This is a genomic window from Blautia liquoris (genome assembly GCF_015159595.1).
In the GTDB taxonomy this organism is placed as follows: Bacteria; Bacillota; Clostridia; order Lachnospirales; family Lachnospiraceae; genus Novisyntrophococcus; species Novisyntrophococcus liquoris.
The window spans coordinates 548,575-570,714 of record NZ_CP063304.1; the positions used below are offsets into that span (position 1 = coordinate 548,575).

General features: G+C 41.4%; 15 protein-coding genes. 12 read left to right on the top strand and 3 right to left on the bottom strand.

Annotation, left to right across the window (positions count from 1 at the left end; translation table 11 throughout):
* Positions 1-15 precede the first annotated feature (15 nt).
* Positions 16-798, top strand: coding sequence for an arginase family protein (locus INP51_RS02655; protein WP_193736206.1), 783 nt, complete (start codon positions 16-18; stop codon positions 796-798).
* Here the strand turns inward: INP51_RS02655 and INP51_RS02660 are convergent.
* A complete protein-coding gene (locus INP51_RS02660; RefSeq protein WP_193736207.1) occupies positions 758-3,328 on the bottom strand; it encodes a PEP/pyruvate-binding domain-containing protein in 2,571 nt (856 codons plus the stop codon). The two genes, INP51_RS02655 and INP51_RS02660, sit on opposite strands and share 41 nt — an antisense overlap.
* Before the next feature lie 165 nt (positions 3,329-3,493).
* Between INP51_RS02660 and INP51_RS02665 the strand changes: the two genes are divergently transcribed.
* The 7 genes from INP51_RS02665 to nagE all read left to right on the top strand — a co-directional run bounded on the left by INP51_RS02665 (position 3,494) and on the right by nagE (position 12,191).
* Positions 3,494-4,570, top strand: a complete 1,077-nt coding sequence (locus INP51_RS02665; protein WP_193736208.1) for a glycoside hydrolase family 172 protein — start codon at positions 3,494-3,496, stop codon at positions 4,568-4,570.
* Between the two features lie 226 nt (positions 4,571-4,796).
* A complete protein-coding gene (locus INP51_RS02670) occupies positions 4,797-5,966 on the top strand; it encodes a GntR family transcriptional regulator (protein ID WP_193736209.1) in 1,170 nt (389 codons plus the stop codon).
* 302 nt (positions 5,967-6,268) lie between these two features.
* Entirely contained in the window at positions 6,269-7,606 is a 1,338-nt protein-coding gene (locus tag INP51_RS02675; protein WP_230406858.1) for a glycoside hydrolase family 125 protein, read from the top strand.
* Between the two features lie 24 nt (positions 7,607-7,630).
* Positions 7,631-9,121, top strand: a complete 1,491-nt coding sequence (locus tag INP51_RS02680) for a glycoside hydrolase family 76 protein (RefSeq protein ID WP_193736210.1) — start codon at positions 7,631-7,633, stop codon at positions 9,119-9,121.
* A 260-nt stretch (positions 9,122-9,381) separates the two neighbouring features.
* Positions 9,382-10,218 carry a BglG family transcription antiterminator LicT gene (gene licT, locus INP51_RS02685; protein ID WP_193736211.1) on the top strand — a complete coding sequence of 279 codons (837 nt, stop codon included), beginning with the start codon at positions 9,382-9,384 and terminating at the stop codon, positions 10,216-10,218.
* A 30-nt stretch (positions 10,219-10,248) separates the two neighbouring features.
* The gene (locus INP51_RS02690; protein ID WP_193736212.1) at positions 10,249-10,731 is read left to right on the top strand and encodes a PTS sugar transporter subunit IIA; all 483 of its coding nucleotides are present in this window, start codon (positions 10,249-10,251) and stop codon (positions 10,729-10,731) included.
* A 20-nt stretch (positions 10,732-10,751) separates the two neighbouring features.
* On the top strand, positions 10,752-12,191 hold the full coding sequence (nagE, locus tag INP51_RS02695; RefSeq protein WP_193736213.1) for an N-acetylglucosamine-specific PTS transporter subunit IIBC: 1,440 nt from the start codon (positions 10,752-10,754) through the stop codon (positions 12,189-12,191).
* 119 nt (positions 12,192-12,310) lie between these two features.
* Here nagE and INP51_RS02700 read toward each other — a convergent pair whose 3' ends face one another.
* Together INP51_RS02700 and INP51_RS02705 are read right to left on the bottom strand one after the other, a co-directional pair.
* Complete coding sequence (locus INP51_RS02700; protein ID WP_193736214.1) at positions 12,311-14,059, bottom strand: ABC transporter ATP-binding protein; 1,749 nt, start codon at positions 14,057-14,059, stop codon at positions 12,311-12,313.
* On the bottom strand, positions 14,056-15,786 hold the full coding sequence (locus tag INP51_RS02705; RefSeq protein ID WP_193736215.1) for an ABC transporter ATP-binding protein: 1,731 nt from the start codon (positions 15,784-15,786) through the stop codon (positions 14,056-14,058). Before INP51_RS02705 ends, INP51_RS02700 begins: the two co-directional genes overlap by 4 nt.
* A gap of 303 nt (positions 15,787-16,089) precedes the next feature.
* Between INP51_RS02705 and INP51_RS02710 the strand changes: the two genes are divergently transcribed.
* From INP51_RS02710 to INP51_RS02725, 4 genes are all read left to right on the top strand, one after another.
* Positions 16,090-17,910, top strand: a complete 1,821-nt coding sequence (locus INP51_RS02710) for a cache domain-containing sensor histidine kinase (RefSeq protein ID WP_193736216.1) — start codon at positions 16,090-16,092, stop codon at positions 17,908-17,910.
* Positions 17,885-19,462, top strand: coding sequence for a response regulator transcription factor (locus tag INP51_RS02715; protein WP_193736217.1), 1,578 nt, complete (start codon positions 17,885-17,887; stop codon positions 19,460-19,462). The genes INP51_RS02710 and INP51_RS02715 overlap by 26 nt, the downstream gene beginning before the upstream one ends.
* A gap of 356 nt (positions 19,463-19,818) precedes the next feature.
* On the top strand, positions 19,819-21,171 hold the full coding sequence (locus INP51_RS02720; protein ID WP_193736218.1) for an ABC transporter substrate-binding protein: 1,353 nt from the start codon (positions 19,819-19,821) through the stop codon (positions 21,169-21,171).
* A 64-nt stretch (positions 21,172-21,235) separates the two neighbouring features.
* Positions 21,236-22,132: a carbohydrate ABC transporter permease gene (locus INP51_RS02725; RefSeq protein WP_193736219.1), complete on the top strand. Its 897-nt coding sequence runs from the start codon at positions 21,236-21,238 to the stop codon at positions 22,130-22,132.
* Positions 22,133-22,140 lie beyond the last annotated feature (8 nt).

Genomic DNA, 22,140 nt, shown 5'->3' on the forward strand with positions numbered 1-22,140 from the left:
ATTGGGGTGTAGTATATGAAATCTGAAAATCTGGTGTTTAATTTCAGACACAGTTACTCAGAAAAATTGAAAGAAGAAAAGGACCTGACGTGGGTAGAATGTTCCGATATTCAGGAATGTGTACGCTATTGTTCTGCCCGTGCAAAAAAACAATTGAAGAAAAAGATTGACCAATTCGATATCTCCGGAATCCATTTTATAGATTCCGGAGATTATCATTATATGACGAAGTTTATCACAGATCGAATTACAGAGCCGTTTTCTCTGGTCCTGATCGATCACCACACAGATATGCAGAAACCGATTGTGAAGGGATTCACCAGCTGTGGAAACTGGGCCTGGGGCGTGTTAGAGGAAAATCTGCATCTTGTGCAGTTGATTCTGATTGGACAGGATCAGCGGTTCATCGACGAGCTCGATCTGTCGAATGCTGACAATAAAGAAAAAGTCCTTGTAATCAGCGAAGAACAGCTTGGCCATGGAAATGCAAAAGACATATTTGCGGGAATCCAAAAAGGGATTCCGTTGTATCTTTCTATCGACAAAGACGTTTTGTCAAAAAAAGAGGCACTCACAAACTGGGATCAGGGTAATATGAGTGTGTCATACCTGAAACAGCTGATCAGGTTCTTCTTTTTCAAGTGGGATGTAATTGGCATCGATCTTGGCGGAGAAGTTCCTAATGCATTTATAAAAGCAGAGTTTGACAAGGAGAGGAGAATCAACGGCAGATTAAATCAGGAGTTGTATTCATACATCATTGAATGTTCAGAACGCAGACGGCCTCCTGTTCTTTGATATCTGCATAGAGCATCAGTGAATTGGATCTGTAGACGCCGATAACTTCGTTTAAAGATCCATATTCCGGGCAGATGTCAGAGAAGATATTTTTACTGTGGGCCCAGAAGTTCTTGTTGAATATTAAAGTATCTTCCGTCTCTAATATGGCTGCATAAAAGATCTTCGCCTCTACAAGATCCTGAAACATATGGCTGCCGTATGAGAGCTCTGGCATATATCCTGTTTTCCCATCGGAATATTCACAGATGATGTTAAAGTTTGAAATATTTGAGAATCCCACAGGTATTCCAAGCTCGGGCGATGAGGTGCCGATTCGGCCGGGAACAACGAGCATCAGCCGAAGTGTTTTATCCGAAAAATGACGGTTGATTTTATCGACAGCCGATACGAGCTGCCCTTTTTGGACATAAGGGAACCGGTAATAGTTTTCTGAATCTATCCAGATGACGTAATCGATTCTCTGGCTTGCAGTGTCACCCATAAAGGTTTTTCTGATCTTAAAGAACGTCTGCGCCCCGGAGAGTTCCGGAATCCGGATAGATTTTGCCTTTTTCCAGACAGAGAGGGGACGACATTGTACGAGGTTGACCATAAAATCGTTTTCTTCATTGAAATTTACGGTATATTCGATGTCCACTGGGACGCCGTACTGTGTCTCCAGCGTCTTTAAGATGTTCTGCATCATGGTGGTGAATTCTTTCCTGTGGACAATCTTTTCACAGGAAATGTACTGGATATCCCGCAATTCTCCACGATCATAGAAGTTTCGCTCGGCCTCACGGTCATGTTCTGCAATGAGCTGACGATACCATCTTGGAAACTGTGGCAGCAGCTGACAGGCATCTATGCTTTCAATTCTATTTCGGGAGAACACGATGGCATCCATGTTTCTCTGGGAGAACTTATGACGAGACTGAGGATCGCTCAGAGGAGAGCGTTCCGGCCGGTCCAGATTCACGAGACGTGGGTAATCGCCATCGGTCCGGTCAACTGCACGGGTTCCCATGCCGGCGACGAGACGCAGCATCCCGGCATGAGGATCCAGGTCACTGTTCCATCGGTAAAGGCTGTAGGAAAATCCAGTTCCGGCTGCGCAAGGCATAAAATAATCGCCGAACCGTGTACCGGACACACGTTGGACCAGGATGGCCATCTGCTCATCATTTTTGGCAAGTCCTCTGGTTTTGCGGTATTCGAGGGCAGAGTGGTCCATCGTACTCGCATACACCCTTTTCACTGCATTCTCCAGCATTTTTAGATTTCCTTCCGGAGAACCGCCATTTGCACAGAATATTGATTCGTATTTTCCGGCAAAAGCACTTCCGAAACCATCTTCAAGAAAACTGCTTGAGCGAACGATCACAGGGCTCTGTCCAAAATACTCCAGCATTCGCCTGAACTGTTCACGAATACCCGATGAGAATGTCCCTGCAAGGATTTTTTCTTTCATGACCTCACCGGCAGGAAAATAAGTTTCGTCATTTTTTTGCTCAATTCGAAGGTTCCAGAAACCATTTTCCACGATATAGGAATAAAAAACATCAGTGCCAATGAAGAAGGAATCGTGGGGTTCCAGTCGTTTTTTATACTGGGGAAGATGAAGTTCCAAGAGCTTTCTGGCGAGCAGCATGCCACATGCTTTGCCTCCGATTGTTCCTGTTCCGATCATGCGATCCTTGATAAAGAGATAATCTCGGGGTTCAAAGTTATCAAGGATCAGACAAGAGAGCCGCGGATCCCGCGTCATCATACTCAGAACGATCTTTTTAGCAGTGTGTGCGAACGGCTTTTGGGCGAGATAACTGTCTTTTGCGCTCTGGAAAAAACGTTCATAGCTGTCGAGGTTTTGCTGCTCGATAAATGTGCTCTCCAAATGGAGCAATGAATAGAAAGCACTCATATCGATTCCGTTTGCAAGGACTGAAAAACGTTGGTCCCTTTCCATGCGGTGAGGAAGAAACATTTCCGGCGAATAACGGTTCCATACCTTGAGTGGGTGCAGATAGCGGACATTTTCATCGGAATATACATCTAAGAACAGCTGCGTTGTCTCACGGATTCTGGCAATTGTCTCAAAGCTGTGGTGACCTCTGAGAAGTGGAAAAAATGCGACTGTATCCATTTCGAACAGGTATGGACAGGTCACGCAAAAGAAATTGCCCATCATCAGATCGGTGAACCAGGCCGCCTGCAGATCTGAGAGTGAGTCAAAGATGTAGATTGCACCTGATCCCTCCTTCGTGATAATGTTATGGACATTGATGGTAAAACTTTCGAATCCAGAGGAGGCATTCAGGCAGTAAGTCTGCACACCAAAAAAATCTGTAAGAACAGACGGTTGTCCGGAAAATCGTATATAGATTACATTTCTCCCCTCCGAAATCATCTGCCTTGCAAAAGGTTTTGCAAAAGTGCGGTAGTCATCCAGAGATGAAACCTGCCATACGACATTGTCACCCATGCGTATATGGTGAAGCATATGGTCAAGACCCGGGATACCGGAATTTACTTCTATAAAAGAACCCATATCAAAGGCACCTCCAAAATCTTCTGATTTTGTTATTATTATATTTCATTCTACAATGGATGTAAATTGAAAATATGGATATTGGATATTTATTGCGGATATGTTATTCTATTTTTATGATACTTAGAATGAAAGCAAAACAATATTAAAATGGAGGGTAATCTTATGGAGGGTATATTTGAATCGCCAATGGCACATCTTATGCATCTACAGGGAGGAAAGACAAGGTCCATCAGCCCGGAGAACAAAGATGGTTCCAAGGGAATGGGCGGCATGGCGACGGAGGGAACGGGAAAATCTTGTGCCCGTGATCTGGGACAGGGATGGAAGGTATCTCCTTCGGAAGTCATACCGGCGAATTCCGTGCTGACACTTGCGAATATTGAAGACCAGGGTGTGATCCAGCATATCTGGCTTACATGTCCGTCAGAAGACTATCGGACATTGATCCTAAGATTTTACTGGGATAATGAAGAGAACCCTTCTGTGGAAGTACCACTGGGAGATTTTTTTTGTATGGGATGGTGCAAAAGAGATAACCTGAGTTCATTTGCGGTCTGTGTGAATCCATCAGGAGGCATGAACTGCTATTGGCAAATGCCATTTCGCGGAGCGTGTAAAATCACGATTGAGAACATTAATGACAGTGACAGCATCATATACTATCAGGTTACATATTCACTGACAGAAGTTGCTGACAATGCACCTTATTTTCATGCATACTGGAACCGAAGCAATCCTCTTGAAGAACGAAAAAATCATATTATTGTCGATAAAATTAAGGGTATAGGTCATTATGTCGGAACATATCTGGCCTGGGGAAGTAATAGTTCTGGATGGTGGGGAGAAGGTGAGATTAAGTTTTTCATGGATCATGATCGGGAATATCCTACAATCTGCGGCACAGGAACAGAAGATTATATCGGCGGTGCATGGAACTTTGAATTCCCACAAGGTGAGTACTGCAGGTTTTCTACCCCTTATTCCGGGCTTCATCAGATTATAAAACCCGACGGACTATATGCTTCACAGCAGAGATTCGGCATGTATCGCTGGCATATCACAGATCCCATATGTTTTGAAGAGGATCTTCATGTAGAGATACAGGCACTTGGCTGGAGATCGGGAGGAAGATATCTCCCGCTGCACGATGACATAGCATCTGTGGCATATTGGTATCAACTCGAACCACACGATAGAATGCAAAAAATTCCGGGAAAAGATGAACTGGAAGTGAATTAAGATGACCCAAACTAGAGCATTCTGGGAATTAGTTGAATTTTTTTAAAATGACTTAAAAGAACAATAACAAAAGAATAGTAATATGTGACAAAATCCTTGTAATTTTTTCTGAAATGATATAGTATATATATCAAGACCACTTATGAGCACGAGCACGAAACATTCCATGGGGGACATTTGTTTGCCTGAATGAAGCCATGCTATTAGATAGAAAGGAATTAAATTTATGAAACATTTGCCACTTTACGAAAAGATTTACAAGGATATCTCTGATGCAATCAACCGAGGGGATTACAAACCTGGTGACAAACTGCCGTCAGAAAAAGAACTTACAGAAAAGTATAATGTGAGCCGTATTACGAGTAAAAAGTCGCTGGAGATGCTCTCTGATGAAGGTCGTATTGTTCGGATGCCCGGGAAAGGTTCTTTCGTGACAAATGCGGCGGTCAAGTTAAAAGGACATTCTTATCGGGAAGCTTCTGCCGATAATTCCGATCACGAGAATAGATTGCCTGAAAATGCTAAATTCGGCGATGATGACCAGCAGGAAAAAGAGAAATTTGAGATACGGCTTATCGGTGTCATCATGGAGGGATTTGGCAACGGCTTTGGTTCAACAATGTTAAACAGTATAGAACGCGAGTGCCGTAAGAAAGGCCTTACGATGCTTTTTCGGTGCAGTGACGGATCTGTGGATGAAGAGACGAAAGCCATCGATGATTTTATTAAAGCCAATGTAAAAGGCATGATTATTATGTGTGCTCAGGATGAGAATTATAATCCGAGAATCCTGCAGCTTGTGGTGGAACATTTTCCGGTGGTGACGATTGATCGTCAGATGAAAGGAATACCAGTTTCTCATGTTGGAACTAACAATATAGAGGCATCCAGAAAGCTTACGGAATGCCTTCTTGATCAAGGCTGCCGTGGGATCTGCTTTGTAAAACCAGATGCAGATAATACATCGACATTACAGGAAAGAATAAAAGGATTTAATCAGGCGATGAATGAACATGGGATCATCACAGATGCCAGCAATTATGTCACAAACCTGAAAGCGACGCTGCCAAAACATCATTTTCAGGAGATGATTGAACAGGATAAGGAGACGATATATCAGCATCTGACAGAGTATCCCCAAACAGAGGCTTTCTTTGCGGCGGAGTATGGAATCGCATTGATATTATATCAATGCCTGTTGGAGAGAGGAGTTGAGAAGAAATATCCGATTGTATGCTTTGATTCCAACGATAATATCACCGGGCAGTACCCATTTCTGCACGTACAGCAAGGAGAAGAAGAGATTGGTAAAGGTGCGGTGGATACCTTGCTTGACGTGATGAAAGGTGAGAGAAATGTCAGAACGATAATGGTTCCATATGAGATTAAAAGATAAAGAAATGCCTGGAATATAGCCGGGCGTTTTTTAGTGTTAATATCTATGGGAATACTATAGAATAACATGACTGGAATATAAAAATATAATATATATTGACGATCCCAATAAAGATATATATAATATAACCTATGAGCAGGAAAGCAAGCGGATCCGAAGGAGACATTTGCTTTCATCTCATAGGTTAACGAAAAACCGAAGGCTTTGAGTTACTGCACGAAGTGCAGGCTATGAGCAGGAAAGCAAGCGGATCCGAAGGAGAGATTTGCTGAAAAGACCATAAGTGTCTTAAAGGACGCTTTATGATAAAAATAATGAATGAGGAGGAAGGATATTTTATGCCGAAGGCAATTCCTGAAATATTAATCAAACGATCCGAAGCGTTGGAGAAATACTACGAAAAAGCATATCCAAAACTGGCGCCTATGGTAAAACAATGTTTTTTAAATGCGATAGAAACTACAGTGGAGAAACTGTATGACGGTACATACTTTGTGATTACTGGAGATATCCCGGCTATGTGGCTTAGAGATTCTGCCGCACAAGTACATCACTACATCCGATATGCAAAAGGGGATCAGGTACTCGACAAGATCATACGTGGTGTTCTGAAAAAGCAGGTTAGTTTTGTCCTTTTAGATCCCTATGCCAATGCATTTAATTCAGAAGATAACGGCAAAGGTTATAAGGATGAGACAGATCAAAATCCCGGTGTATGGGAGCGCAAATACGAGGTTGATTCCCTGTGTGCTCCAATTTATCTTGCACATGCCTATCTGGAGGAAACAGGAGAGTCCAAGATCTTTGACGAAGACTTTCTGAAGATGATCAAAACAATTTTAGAGGTTTTTCGCACGGAGCAGGATCATGCAGCACGCTCACCGTATCATTTTCAGAGACATAACGGAGTCAGTACGGACACCCTTCCAATGGAAGGAAAGGGGAATCCTGTGTCACCTTGCGGGATGACATGGTCCGGATTTCGACCATCTGATGACAGTTGTACTTACGGATATCTGGTTCCGGCAAATATGATGGCGGTTAAGGCGCTGGACTACGCCGAGGAGATTATCAATTCTTTTTATGATGACAGTAAGACAGCTGGAGAATGCCGCAAGCTGTCAGATGAGATTAATACAGGAATTCAAGAGCATGCTGTTGCAGAAGCTTTGGGGGTCGGGAAAATCTATGCGTATGAAACAGACGGAAGAGAAAATTACCTTCTGATGGATGATGCGAACTCTCCGAGTCTCCTGGCAATTCCCTATCTGGGATACACAGATACGCAAGATGAGATGTACCAACGAACAAGAAAATTTGTACTGTCGAAAGAAAATCCATACTATTATGAAGGGAGGTATGCAAAAGGGATCGGAAGTCCGCACACACCAAAAGGATATATTTGGTGTATCAGCATCATTATGCAGGCACTTACATCGGATGACAGTGAGGAGATCTTAAACTGTCTGGAAATGTTGTCGCGGACGCATGGGGAAACGAACTATATGCATGAATCCTTTCATCCGGACAAACCGGAGGAGTACACCAGATCGTGGTTTGCATGGGCGAATTCACTTTTTGGAGAATTGCTGGATCGTTTGATGGAGAATGATTTTTTTAAAATAAACACAGACAACTAATTATGAGACGGGGGATATTTGGATATGGAAAGGAAGCGAAACTATAAGGAAACAAAGACGAGCAGTCCCACAGAGAAGGTGAAAGTACTGGATTATGACATTGACTTTGAACAGATAGCTTATGACGCTTTCACCGCTTATATTGACAACTTCTACACCCACGACGAAGAGGAAGATGTGTGGCGTTTCGGAGGTTTCTGGACAGGAGCCGAGACGTTTGAAATCGTGATTGATGCATATGAACATACCGGGGATGCCCGCTATAAAGAGATGATTGATCAGATCTATGAAGGTTTTACAAAGGATTACAAGCACCAGGAGGTTGAAGGCTGGTGGGGCGGCAATGACTACAATGATGACCTTATGTGGATTACAATTGCCTGTGCAAGATCCTACCTTGCGACGGAAGATACGAAATACCTTGCCACGGCCAAAGTCAATTTTGACAATACTTATGCGAGGGCATGGAGCGACGAGCTGGGAGGCGGACTGTTCTGGCGTGCTGACAACAAGACGAAGAATGCCTGTGTCAATGGTCCCGGGGCGATTGCAGCCTGCTTTCTTGGAGAAGCACTGGATGACGAGAGCTATTTTGAAAAAGCAAAGAATATTCTGGAATGGGAAAGGGAGGTTCTCTTTGATCCTGTGACTGGACACATTGATGACAACGTTGGCCTCAACGGAGGCAGAAACTCGTGGGCATCCACCTATAATCAGGGGACATTTATCGGTGCCAGCTGCCTTCTGTATGATCATTACGGCAAAGAAAAGTATCTGTCAGATGCGGTTTTGGCAGCAGATTACACGATGATTGATATGTATCATTATGGTGTGATGAACAACGAAGAAAGCGGCGAGGATCTTCCTGGTTTTAAGGGGATTTTTACAAGATGGTTAAATGATCTTATCGTCAATCACAATCAGCCTCAATATATCGACTGGATGCAGTACAATGCACGGACAGCCTGGAACAACAGGAACTCAGCAGGAATTACAAAAACCCAGTGGGGAAAAAAGACTGAGGACAGCGAGAGTCCATCTTCCTGGGATGCATCAGCGGCGACAGCTTTGTATCAGAACACGCCGAATTCGAAAGACTTGATTAGAAGTGCGTTCCACCCAATTCCAGCCAAAGATTTTGACTCCGTAAGGAATATCACCATAAAGACCGAGAATGGAATGAAATATGTTGGAGATATTAAAAATGGTGCTTATACGGTCTACCACAACGTGGATTTTGGCAATATAGCTCCTGAAGCTGTGGAATTTCAGGTATTTCTAGAGGTTGCCGGGGGAAGCATCGAACTGCATGTTAAAAGCCAAAAAGGGGAGCCTGCGGCAGTGCTTGATGTGACCAAAGCCCAAAATGCCAACAAAGCCATCAATAACTGGACGAATCAGGCGACAAAGATGACTACAAAGGTCACTGGCCTTCAAACTGTATATCTGGTATACAAAACAGAGGAATCTCAGTCTTATAAATTGAATTTTTTTCGTTTTCTCGCTGAAAATTAGCAGATTGTGGATTGACTTTATGTATCATGTGAGCGAAAACATCTGCAATATAGATAGTTTAGTATTTGAAAATCCAAAAAATATTGACAAAATGTAATGTAAATGTTAGAATATAACTGTATTTACATATGAATAATAACCATTGGATTGTTACTGGTAAGCAGGCAAGACCAAATTTTGTAAAGTCTATACATAGACTGTACAAAGTTTGGTCTTTTTTTCATTAGAAGCCTTATTAATTTTTGATTTGGGGTGTATAAATGCGGGTTGAGAAAGTAATTAATAATAATGTTGTTAGTACCAAAGATGAAAACAGCCGTGAAGTGGTTGTCATGGGAAAAGGATTAGGGTTTAAAGCAAAGCGGGGAGATATGATTCGAGAAGATCGAATTGAAAAGATATTCCACATGGAAAGCCAGAGCTCAGTAGATAAATTCAAAGTGTTATTAGAAAAAATGCCCTTGGAGCATATACAGGTGACAAGTAAGATCGTGGAACATGCCAAAAAGGTTCTTAATAAAAAACTAAACCCGAATATTTACATTACATTAACCGATCACATCAATTTTGCTGTCGAACGGTATAGGCAGGGCATGATGTTTCAAAATCCTTTAGTATTGGAGGTGAAGAACTTTTATCGTCAGGAATATTTGATTGGGAAATATGCGGTTGACCTGATCGGAAAAGAATTAAAAGTGGCTTTGTCTGTGGACGAAGTTGTCTCAATTGCTCTTCATATTGTAAATGCAGAATATAATACGCAAATGAGTGAGGCAATCCATATTACAAAATGTATTCCCGAAATTCTTGACATTGTAGAGGAGTATTTTAATATTCGGCTGGATAAAGAATCTCTACATTATGAGCGCTTTGTAACTCATTTGAAATTCCTGACCCAGAGAATTGTTAAGAAAGAATTATTAGATAATAAGGACAAAGAATTTGAAGAAGCGATTGAGAGATTATACCCAAGAGAGTTTAAATGTGCCAGAGAAGTAAAAGGTTATATTGAAGAACATTTTGAGTATCAGATTACAGAGGAAGAATTGGCTTACCTGACAGTGCACATCAGACGAGTGATTTTAGCAGATCAATGACAGAAAATAGTTGAAATTAAGGAGATAAAAATGTTTGGTAAATTAAAAGGAGTTTTAGGTAAGACAAAAAATGTTGTCTTAGCACCAGTGCAAGGTGAGGTATGTCCTCTTAGCGAGGTAAAGGATCCAACATTTAGTACGGAGATGCTTGGGAGAGGTGTTTCAATAAAACCGGAAAGGGGGAGAATCGTGGCACCGGCGGATGGTGTCATTACAACTCTATTTGAGACGAAACATGCGGTCAGTATTACAACGGATTTCGGTGCAGAGATACTGATACATGTAGGTCTGGATACAGTGAAATTAAAAGGAAAATACTTTGTGTCTTATGCTGAGACAGACGACAGAGTAAAAAAAGGGGACCTGCTGATAGAATTTGATATGGATAATATAAAAAAAGCAGGCTATGAAGTTATTACACCGGTTGTAATCTGTAATTCGGATCGTTTTCCCAATATGGAGACAACAACTGGTCAGAGAGTAAAAGAACTGGATGAAATTATAAGACTATAAGACAAAGGGGGATATACTATATGATGAAATATCTGCAAAGATTAGGGAAATCTTTAATGTTGCCGGTTGCAACCTTGCCAATTGCCGGGATTCTTATGGGTATAGGTTACGCGATTAGCTCAACCAGCTGGGGCGCTGACAGTGTCATCTCCGTGTTTTTGACAAAAGCCGGAGGTTCTGTGATCGACAATTTACCAATTCTGTTTGCTATAGGGATCGGTATTGGAATGGCTAAGAATAATGACGGTGCCGCTGCGCTTGCGGCACTTGTATCCTGGCTTATGATAACGAATTTGCTCTCTAGCGATACGGTAGCAGCCATGACCGGCGCAGAAGCGAACATGGCATTTGATATGATTGAAAATGTCTTTATTGGTATTATTGCTGGTATCATAGGCTCTTCCTGCTATAACAAGTTTAAGAATACAAAGCTTCCGGACGCACTAGCTTTCTTCAGTGGAAAGCGAAGCGTTGCTCTTGTTACGGCGGGTGTTTCTATATTAGTAAGTATTGTATTGTTCTTTGCATGGCCATTTGTATATGGGCTACTGGTGAAGTTTGGAAAAGCAATTATCAGTACTAAGGCCATTGGAGTAGGTATCTATCAGTTCTTTAATCGGCTACTCATACCCACGGGCCTTCATCATGCACTGAATTCTGTATTCTGGTTCGATGTTGCGGGCATCAATGATCTGGGCAATTTTTGGGCAGGCAGTGGTACATATGGTATGACTGGTATGTATATGGCCGGATTTTTCCCCTTTATGATGTTTGGAATTCCCGGGGCAGCGTTGGCAATGTATCACACGGCGAAAGATAAGAATAAAAAGATAGCAGGCAGCTTATTAGCTTCCGCAGCATTATGTTCGTTTCTGACCGGAGTGACAGAACCACTGGAATTTTCTTTTATGTTTCTTGCGCCGGGGCTCTATTTGGTGCATGCGATTCTGGCCGGCATATCAGGATTCATTGTAGCTTCTCTGCCAATAAGAGCCGGGTTTAACTTCAGTGGAGGTATGATCGACTATGTATTAAGCTTTAGCTCGCCGATGGCTCAAAATCCCTTATGGCTGATCCCGATCGGTCTTGTGTTTTTCATGCTGTACTATGTAGTATTTCGCTTTGTCATCACAAAGTTTGATTTAAAAACACCCGGAAGGGAAGATGACGAGAGCGAAGAGGCAGAGTTGAAACTGGATACAGATATAATCTCTGGCGGCGATTATGCAAAGGTGGCGGCTACTATATTAGAAGGTCTTGGGGGAAAAGAAAACATTGCCGATGTGGATAACTGTATCACGAGGCTCCGGATAGAGGTGAAAGACTATACGGCAGTCGATGAAAAGAAAATAAAATCGGCAGGTGTTGCGGGCATTATCCGTCCGAGCAAGACAAGCGTACAGGTGGTGATAGGTACACAGGTACAGCATGTAGCCGATGAATTTAAAAAACTTCTGTAACCGGAGGTAAGATGAACACAATAGCAAGATGAACACAAAAGAGGGAAACGCAAAGCTGAATATCAGTTTTACGTTTCCCTCTTTTATAGGGGATATATTGCCGCTGAGCAAAAAACAGATTAATGGGCGAACTGTGAATTGTACAGCTGTTCGTAGTATCCTTTTTTTGCAAGTAATTCTTTATGGGTACCCAGTTCCACAATGTTACCGTCTTTCATGACCAGAATCAGGTCAGCATTTTTGATTGTCGACAGTCGATGGGCGATGACGAAGGAAGTACGTCCTATCATGATCTTTTGCATCGCATCCTGCAGCATCTGCTCCAGACGAGTATCCACAGAGCTGGTGGCCTCATCAAGGATTAGAATTGGCGGATCGCAAAGGACGGCACGGGCGATGGTCAGAAGCTGCTTTTCACCCTGCGAGATGTTGTCGGCTTCTTCATTTAACACCATATCGTAACCTTCCGGCAGCGTCATGATGAAATGATGCACATTTGCAATTTTTGCGGCTTCTACGATTTCCTCTCTGGTCGCATCGTCCTTGCCATACGCGATATTTTCCCCGATCGTCCCCTTGAAAAGCCAAGTGTCCTGGAGGACCATGCCAAACTGGGAACGCAGATCTTCACGCTTCATCTGGCGGATGTCCGTGTTGTCAATCTTGATGCTGCCGCCGGTCACGTCATAGAAACGCATCAGAAGATTGATCAATGTTGTCTTCCCGACGCCGGTTGGCCCTACGATTGCGACCATCTGACCGCTTTCGATTTTCGCATTTAAACCCTGGATCAGCGGCTTGTCTGGTGTATAGGAGAAATAGACATCGTTGAACACCACATTTCCACGAATGGGTGCTGTGAGAGGCTTGTAATCGGTGTCCTCATACTCTTCTTCTTCGTCAAGAAAATCAAAGACACGGTGAATGGCTGCTACGGCGGACTGTATTGCTGCCGAGAGCTGTGTCACCTCAGAAAGGGGCTGATTTACCTGCCAGATATAGCGGATAAAGGACTGCAGTTGTCCAACGGTGATGACGCTGGATATGACATAGAGTGCTCCCAAAATCACAATCCCTCCAATGCCCACGTAAGTGACCAGTGTCACCAGAGGAGACATCAGACCACTGATAAATTGTGCTTTAAAACCATTATCACAGAGATTTGAATTGGCCTCTTTGAACTCTTCGAATGCATCCTCCTGCTTTCCAAAAAGCTTGATTTCATTAAATCCGGTGTACTTTTCCTGAACAATACCGTTTAGCCTGCCCAGAGCATCCTGCTGTTGGGTGAACAGTGGCTGCGACTTTGTGACAATGATTTTGGATATGATCACTGAAAAGACGATGATCAGCATCGCAGACAGAGCCATTTTCCACTGTATACGGAACATCATGAAGACGGCAAAGGTCAGACCTAAAATTGCGTTGAAGATTCGGGCAAGACTTTGCTGAAGAGCATTTGAGATTGTCTCCATATCATTCGTGATACGGCTTAGCGTGTCGCCCAGCGGTACAGTGTCAAAATAAGCGATTGGAAGCTTTCGAATCTTTCCTTCTACTTCATTTCGAAGATCCACCATCGCATCCTGAATCGCATCCGTCAGTAAGAACATAAAGAACGCGTTGCTGGTCGCGCTGACCAGATAGACGATGAGAAGAGTGACGATCAACTGTGCTATTTTTGCAAAATTGACACCGTTACCGGCTTTGACATCGGAAAACAGCTGGGTTGTGACCATTCCTTCAATGTAAGGGGCAGCTGCATTCAATGTTGCCACGACGACAATCAGAATAATTGCTCCAAAGATTTTTGCCTTATAATTTTTCAGATAAGGAATCAGCCTTGACATGCCGGTATTCTTTTTCATGCTCCTAATTCCTCCTTTGATAACTGGCTTTCTGCAATTTCCCGATATATCGGGCAGGTTTTTAACAGTTCTTTGTGTGTACCCTGACCGACAACCCGGCCTTCATTCATCACAATAATTTTCGTTGCGTCAATGATCGAGGAAACCCTCTGTGCCACGATCAGTGTGATTGCTTCTTTTGTCTCGGGTTTCAGATTTTTTCGCAGCGCGGCATCTGTCCTCAGATCCAAGGCGGAGAATGAATCATCGAAGATATAGATCTCGGGTTTCCTTACAATTGCTCTGGAAATGCTGAGCCGCTGACGTTGACCGCCTGAGAAGTTTCCTCCTCCTTCTACGACTTTTTCGTCATATTTTTTTGGCTTTTCCTGAATGAAATCATAAGCTTCTGCGATCTGTGTGGAGTGATCGAGTTCATTTTTCGAGGCCGTATCCTTTCCGTAGCGGATATTTTCCCTAATGCTTCCGGAGAACAGCAGTGCCTTCTGCGGAATGAATCCAATCTTCTCTCTGAGGGCTTTCAGGTCATACTTACGAACATCGACACCGTCTACTTTAATTGAACCAGTGCTGATATCATAAAAACGCGGAATCAGATTGATCAGCGTACTCTTACCGCTTCCGGTGCTCCCGATAAATGCAATCGTGTCACCCACTTGTGCTTCGAAGGAAATATCTTGCAGCACGGCGGCCTCCCCGTCTGGATATTGAAAGGATACGTGGTCGAAGACCAGCGATGTACTTCCGTCTCCGTCCATAACCGGGTTTTCCGGATTCTGTATCAGCGGTTCTTCATCGAGAAGTTCCTGAATACGCTTTGCACTGATTGCGGCTCTCGGATACATCATAAAGACTGTGGAAAACATCATCATGGAAAACATTGCGTGAAACATGTATTCCTGGAATGCCACAAGCTGTCCGACCTGCAGAGTTCCCACATTAATCATGCGGGAGGATATGACGTAGACAACGATAACACCGAGATTTAAGAGCAGGAAAAATGCCGGCTGTGTGACAGACATGAGCTTAAACAGTTTCTTGGCATTCCCTGCGTAGTCTTCATTGGCATCCGCAAAACGTTTGGATTCATAATGATCCTTGCAAAAAGCACGGATAACACGCACACCGGTCAGGTTCTCTCTCGAAATCCGATTCAGACGGTCCATTCCCTTTTGCTGCCTTGCGCTGATCGGGCTGCTGGTTTTGGCAATCTGATAGATTCCCAGAATCAGAATTGGGATACAGGCGCCGATTACCATCGATAGTGACACACTGGTCTTTAACACCATAAACATGCTAATCAGCATCATGATCGGTGTCAGAAGAGCTGTCCGAAAGATGACATTTAAAAACTGCATGAGGACAAATGCATCATTCATTGTTCTTGTGATCATACTGGAAACACCGAACTTATTATATTCCGTATGAGAGAATTCCTGTGATTTCCGAAAGATATCATTTCGCATATCTCTTACGATTTTCGTACTTGCTCTGGAACTGCAGTAAGCCAGAACAATGTTTCCAAGTCCTCCCAATAGTGCAACCACAAGCAGGATTATTGCCTTGTGGTAAACGTAAGATGTGTCATTCTGACTGATCCCATTGTCGATCAGATCGGATACGATCGTTGGAATCCCAAGTTCCGCCGCTGCGAAACCAAAAACCGCCAGAATGTTGAAAAAAATGTACCGCTTGTAGCGGTTCATGTGATGTAGCACCAGCTTCATACTTTTCCTCCTTCGTATTCTTCCGTTTTGAAAATGTGGTAGATATAGATGATACTGTTATGGATAAGCAGTTATACTATCATATCATATAGAGGAGGGGGAAAGTCAAGAGGGAGGTGGGGAGAAAGTGAAAAACCTTAACATAGGAAATTGGTATGCTTGAAATCCTGGTGGACGTTGTCTTCCGTGGAGAAAGCGAATAGTAAGAATCGTTTGCGGTGAATTTGGAATTATTGTATACTCTTAGGGAAGAACCTATCAAGTTTTTATATAAAAGTTTTTAAATTTGTCCGGAGGATATTAATGATGAGGATAAAATCAATAAAGAGTTTTTCTGCTCGTATGTTTCTGAGTGTCTTTTTGTTTGTTGTGATTCCTATGTATATTCTAAATCTGGTCTCAGTAAAAAAGATGGAGAATACTCTTCAGGAGCGACTTAGTGAGCAGGTAATAGAAAATATTTCTAAAAATGAAGGCTTCGTCTATGAGCAACTACAGGATTTAGCATATTATTCCACCTTATTTGTCAATGATAAAGAATTGAGAGAACGTATCTCGAATTCGAACACACAGCTTTATGAAAATTCGAAATATTTTGATCAGATCGTTGAGCGTGCAGGCATTCTGAGCTTGGAGACTCGATTTCCATCTCTAAACGTTCTGCTTTTAGATAAATACGACCGTATCTATTCAAATCTTCCCCATCAGCAGAATGTGCAGGAAATCAATGAAACACTATTGAATAAAAGTAAAATAGAACATGGTCATGTTGTGTGGGACATGTTTGGAAGAAAAGAATTAAGCGGCGAGGGGAAAGAATCTATATCTCTTGCCAGAGCTGTATTAAGCAATGGAACAGATGGGGTACAGATCGGTACTATAATCATAAGCATAAGTAAAGAGGATTTTGAAAAAACACTGATGGAGTATTCAAGTCCGGGGGATTTTGTTTACATGTGTATGCGAGATGGGACGGTACTTTTAAATAATGACAGGAAGAAGGAGATATCAAGCAGTGAATTTTCAAAGGTATATAGCAAAATTGATTCGTCTTACAATGGCAGAACACAAGTTAAGATATCCGATAAAAATTTTCTCGTTTCTTACTATACGATGAGGAAACCATGGGAATTTAATGGAAGGGCAATAAAAGTTATTAATTTTACCGATTACGATGTAGTAAGAAATGATATTATGGCTCTTACATTGAAGATAGATGTTACTGCAGGAATTTTGTGTATCATGGTGATTTTAATACTAGTTGTGCTCAGCAATTGGCTTGTAAAACCGATAAAGTTATTAACACAAAAAATGGAGTCTTTTGATGTGAACACACCAATAGTGGGCCTCGATATCAAGAGAAAAGATGAAATAGGAAAACTTAATGAATCCTTTGTGAGAATGGGGAATAATATTCATCGTCTGTTTGATCAGCTCAATAGGGAACATAAAATTCGAGAACAGTATCATTATGAATCACTAAGGGCACAGTTAAATCCCCATTTCATTTTTAACACATTACTAAACGTTAAGTCGATGGCAAAAATCCGTGGAGCAGACAATATTGTAAAATGTATTGATGCTTTTGGAAACCTCTTATCCTACAGCATGTTAGAAGAAAAGACGTTAGTTTCTCTTCAGGAGGAGATTAAAAATGTAGAAAGTTATATCTATGTACATAACTGCAGGTATCCCGATTATGCAAAATTGCGAGTCGATGTATCGGAAGATCTTTTAGACGCCAAAATGATGAAGTTCATCTTACAGCCAATTGTAGAAAATGCAGTAGTACATGGTTATGATAATAAATGCGAAGAACTGTGTATTACGATTCGTGCTTGGAGGCAAGAACATTTTCTATATATTCATGTCATAGATGATGGGGTTGGAATATCGAAAGACGCTGCAGATGCGTTCGAATCAGGAAAGAAAAATTTGGACAGAGATAAGATGACAAAGATTGGATTATCTACGGTCGATTCCTGTATCCGGATGGCATTTGGGGAAAGTTATGGCCTGAGCCTGAAAGCAGGGGAAAATAGGGGGACAATTGTGAAATTTATTCTGCCGGAGATATCTGATAAAGAAGGAGAAGCGTATGAGAACGGTTTTGATTGTGGATGATGAAAACTTAATACGAATCGGTATTATGTCAATGATTGACTGGGAGGAAAATGGATATCAAATTCTCGGAGACACTGGGCTGGGTGAGGAGGCAATTCGTCTAATTGGAAAATTAAAGCCGGACATTGTATTGACAGATTTAAAGATGGATCCAGTTGACGGATTCGAAGTTATCAAAAAGGGATTATCGATTAGCCCAAAGACAAGGTTTTTGGTGCTCAGTAATTATAATGATCTGGAAACTACAAGGAGTGCAATTCGATTAGGTGCATCAGATTACATTTTTAAACTGTCCATAGATCCGGAGAACTTATTGAAAGTAATGAATGAGATTTCCAGGGTGGAACCGGTGATTCAAGAACAGGATTCGAATGAGACTCGAGTAAAAACATATTTTGACTGGGAAAAGGAAAATGCAATAAAACATATCGTGGATTATGGAGAAAATCCTGAGCAAGCACTATCGGATATTTGTATAAGAACGAATTTTGAACATCCCTATATGGTATTATTCCTTAGAATGGATAATCTCAGGGCGTTAAGACAGGCTGGAGAGTATAAGGATTTATTATTTGTCAAAAAAACGCTGGAACAGATGGCTTTGGAGATATTTGGACGCCAGTTCCTGCTTGAGATTTTTCGGTATGGTGATGCTGAAATGGTTTTGATGGTGAATGAAAGGTATTCGAACAGCTTTTGTCATGTGGAAAGAGCATTTACGGTTTTGAATAATTATGCGAAACAAAACTGTGGATTTTCTTTGAGTGGTGGATGCAGTTCGGTCTGCCTGAATTTGGGTGCGTTTAGGCAGGCACTCTTGGATGCAAGAAGAAATGCAAGAGATGTATTTATGCCTTACGAGGATATGATTACACAGGAAACAAAAAAGAATACTGTTAAAGCTGCAGATGAATCGTGTAGATTTATGTATTTGGAAGCTGATGTAAAACAAGATAATATCAGTGAAGCACTGAAGATACTTTTAAAATATATGGAAGATGCAGCGTTTCAAAGCTCAATTCCAGGTAGTTGCGTCAAACAAAAAATTTTGGAATATCTTCAGGTGATGATGTATGGATTTATCAAGATTGGTTATGAAAAGAAAAATTTAGTTGACAAAAATGGAATATCTTTTGAAAATTTGATTTATGAATATGATACACTTTTAGCGGTAAAGACGGCGATAGAAGAAATAGCGCTTAAAGTTGAGAATTCTTTAAACGAGATGAGAAAAGAAGATCGTTTAGAAGTCACCAAAGCAAAATATTTTACAAAAGAACATTTGCATGAAGAAATCTCCGTAAAGCAGGCGGCTTCTTATGTCCATATGAGTGAAAGCAGATTTTCACATATTTTTAAGGAAGATGTCGGGATAAGCTATATTGATTATGTCAATCAAATGAGAATTGCCAGGGCTAAGACCTTGTTAAAAGGCAGTGACAGTATCTATGAAATAGCGTTTCAAGTTGGGATTTTGAATCCCAATTATTTTAGCACCCTGTTTAAAAAGTATACAGGAATTTCACCGATGGAATATCGTAGAAAAAAGTAGCAGAATAATGTAGACAATAAAGCAGAAAATGAAAGATATGAAAAATATCTTTAAAATCATAAAAAATTAATAGCAGAAATTTGAAGAGTCGAAGCAATTTAGATTATTCATTGTTTGGACATGTTTTTGTATACTTTAATTACAATGATGTTGGGGTCAAAAGTAATTTGACCCCTATGATACACGGATTATCCGCACTTTGTGCTCGCGTAATCCTACAAACATTCGAAATACACCCTAATCGGGTTGCTTTCTCATGTTTGTTCGGGTCCCAAGGTCATGCTTTTTCATGCAAGCATGAAACGTAGGACCTTTTGACCCTGGTATCATTACAATTAAAGTAGGAGGAGAAAAGGATGAAAAGAAAAGCTTTAGTAATGCTGGCTGTCTCAATTATGACCGCTGCTGTAATGGCCGGATGTGGAGGCTCTGACAAAAATGGCTCTTCAAATGAGTCGGGAAAAGAAAAATCAGATGATGTAGTGACCTTACGATTATGGGGAGGTGTTCCACCGGAAGCCGGACCGCAGGAGTCGTGCGATCTTTTTAATAAGGAGTACAAAGATAGGGGTATTCAAGTTGAGTATGAACGTTTTGTAAACGATGAGACAGGAAATCTAAAACTTGAGACAAACCTTCTCTCCGGGACAGGAATAGATCTTTATATCTCTTATGCATCGGATCAATTAGAAAAAAGAGCTTCTGGAGATATGGCTCTTGATTTGAGTGAATTCATGAAAGAAGATGATTTTGACCTGGAATCTTATGTTGGGGATATGGCTAAGGCATATTATGTGGATGGAAAACCATATTCATTACCTACGAAATCCGATAAGTATGGGATTGTTATCAACAAAGATATGTTTGATAAAGCAGGAATTGAAGTGCCGAAAGACTGGACATTTGAGGAGTTTAGAGAAATAGCGAAGAAACTTACACATGGAGAAGGTCAGGATAAAGTATATGGAATGTTTTGGAACACACAGCAGGATATTACCTATCCGTTAAATTATCTATCTGTTCTGACACTTGGCGGAGACCCAATGTATCAGGATGAAAATACAACACGTTTCTCTGATCCGGTCAATATAGCAAGTATACAATTACTGAAAGACATGATGGCGGAAGATGAAACGTCTCCAACGCATACGGATTCCATGACGCAAAAGCTGTCACAGGAAGGAACGTTCCTTGCAGAAAAATCGGCTATGACAGTTGGTCCATGGATGATCAGAAGCATCAAAGATACAGCGAATTATCCTCATGAGTTTGTTACAGCGTTTGCCCCTTACCCAGTGATAGACGAAAACCAACGAAATTACACGCAGGGAGGATATGGAGATCATCTGTGCATTAATCCGAAATCAGAACATACAAAAGAGGCATGGGAGTTTGCAAAATGGTATGCGATGAAAGGTATGATTCCATTAGCGAAGGGCGGAAGAGTACCTGCATTTAATACATATGATGTTCAGGAGGTGACGGATGCATTTATGGATGGTGCCGAGGACCTTCTAGATGAGGAATCAACAAAAAGTGTATTGATTGAACCTGCCGATAATTATGCGGTTCCGACAATTACAAACCATATTGCGGAAATAAAGAAAGTTTTAATAGAGGAAAGTGAGAAGGCGTTAATTGGAGATGAATCTGTTGAGGATGCCATGAAAACGGCAGATGAAAGAAGTTCTGTGATATTGAATAAGTAAAAGATCAAGGTGTATAGAAGGGCTGGGTAAATACCTGTCCCTTCTATATTGAAAGGAGCAGAATTTGGATAAGATACACTTATCAAAGAAAATAAAGCAGAATTTAACCGGTTACGCTTTTATTCTGCCGAATGTGATTGGCGTTTTTCTCTTTACATTATTTCCTATGGTTTTTTCGCTTATCACGAGTTTTACGGACTGGGATTATACAAAAGGGATTGGAAATTGGAATTATATCGGGATGCAAAACTATGTAGAGATGTGGAAAGATGATTGGTTTACAAGTTCACTTCTCAATACGATTGTGTTTGCATTGATAGTTGTTCCATGCACAATTGTAATTTCATTAGTTCTGGCGGTGATTATTGATCAATATTGTTTTGGAAAAGTTCCCCTGCGTATGGCTATGTTTATGCCATATATCTCAAATATTGTGGCGGTGTCTATTGTATGGGTTATGATGTATTCTCCCTGGGGACCTTTTACTCAATTAGTCAAGGCATTTGGTGTAAAGAATCCCCCCCAATGGCTTGGGGATGAAAAGTGGTCTCTGATTGCAATCATGATTATGACTATATGGAGTCAAGTTGGATATTCGATTATGATTTATACCTCATCAATTCAAGGGCTGCCAAAGGATGTATATGAGGCGGCAGACATAGATGGGGCATCAGGGTTCCAAAAGTTTTTTAAACTGACAATCCATTTTTTGTCACCTACAACTTTCTTTTTGATTATTACAACGTTTATTTCCTGCTTCCAAGTGTTTGCACAGGTACAGATCATGACGAAAGGTGGTCCGGGCAGCTCCTCTAATGTCCTTGTCTATTACATATATACCTCGGCATTTTCATTTTATAAGATGGGGTATGCGTCGGCAATGTCATGGATTCTTTTTATTATTCTGTTTATTATCACGATGATTCAGTGGCGCGGACAGAAAAAATGGGTGAGCTATTAAGGAGGGCA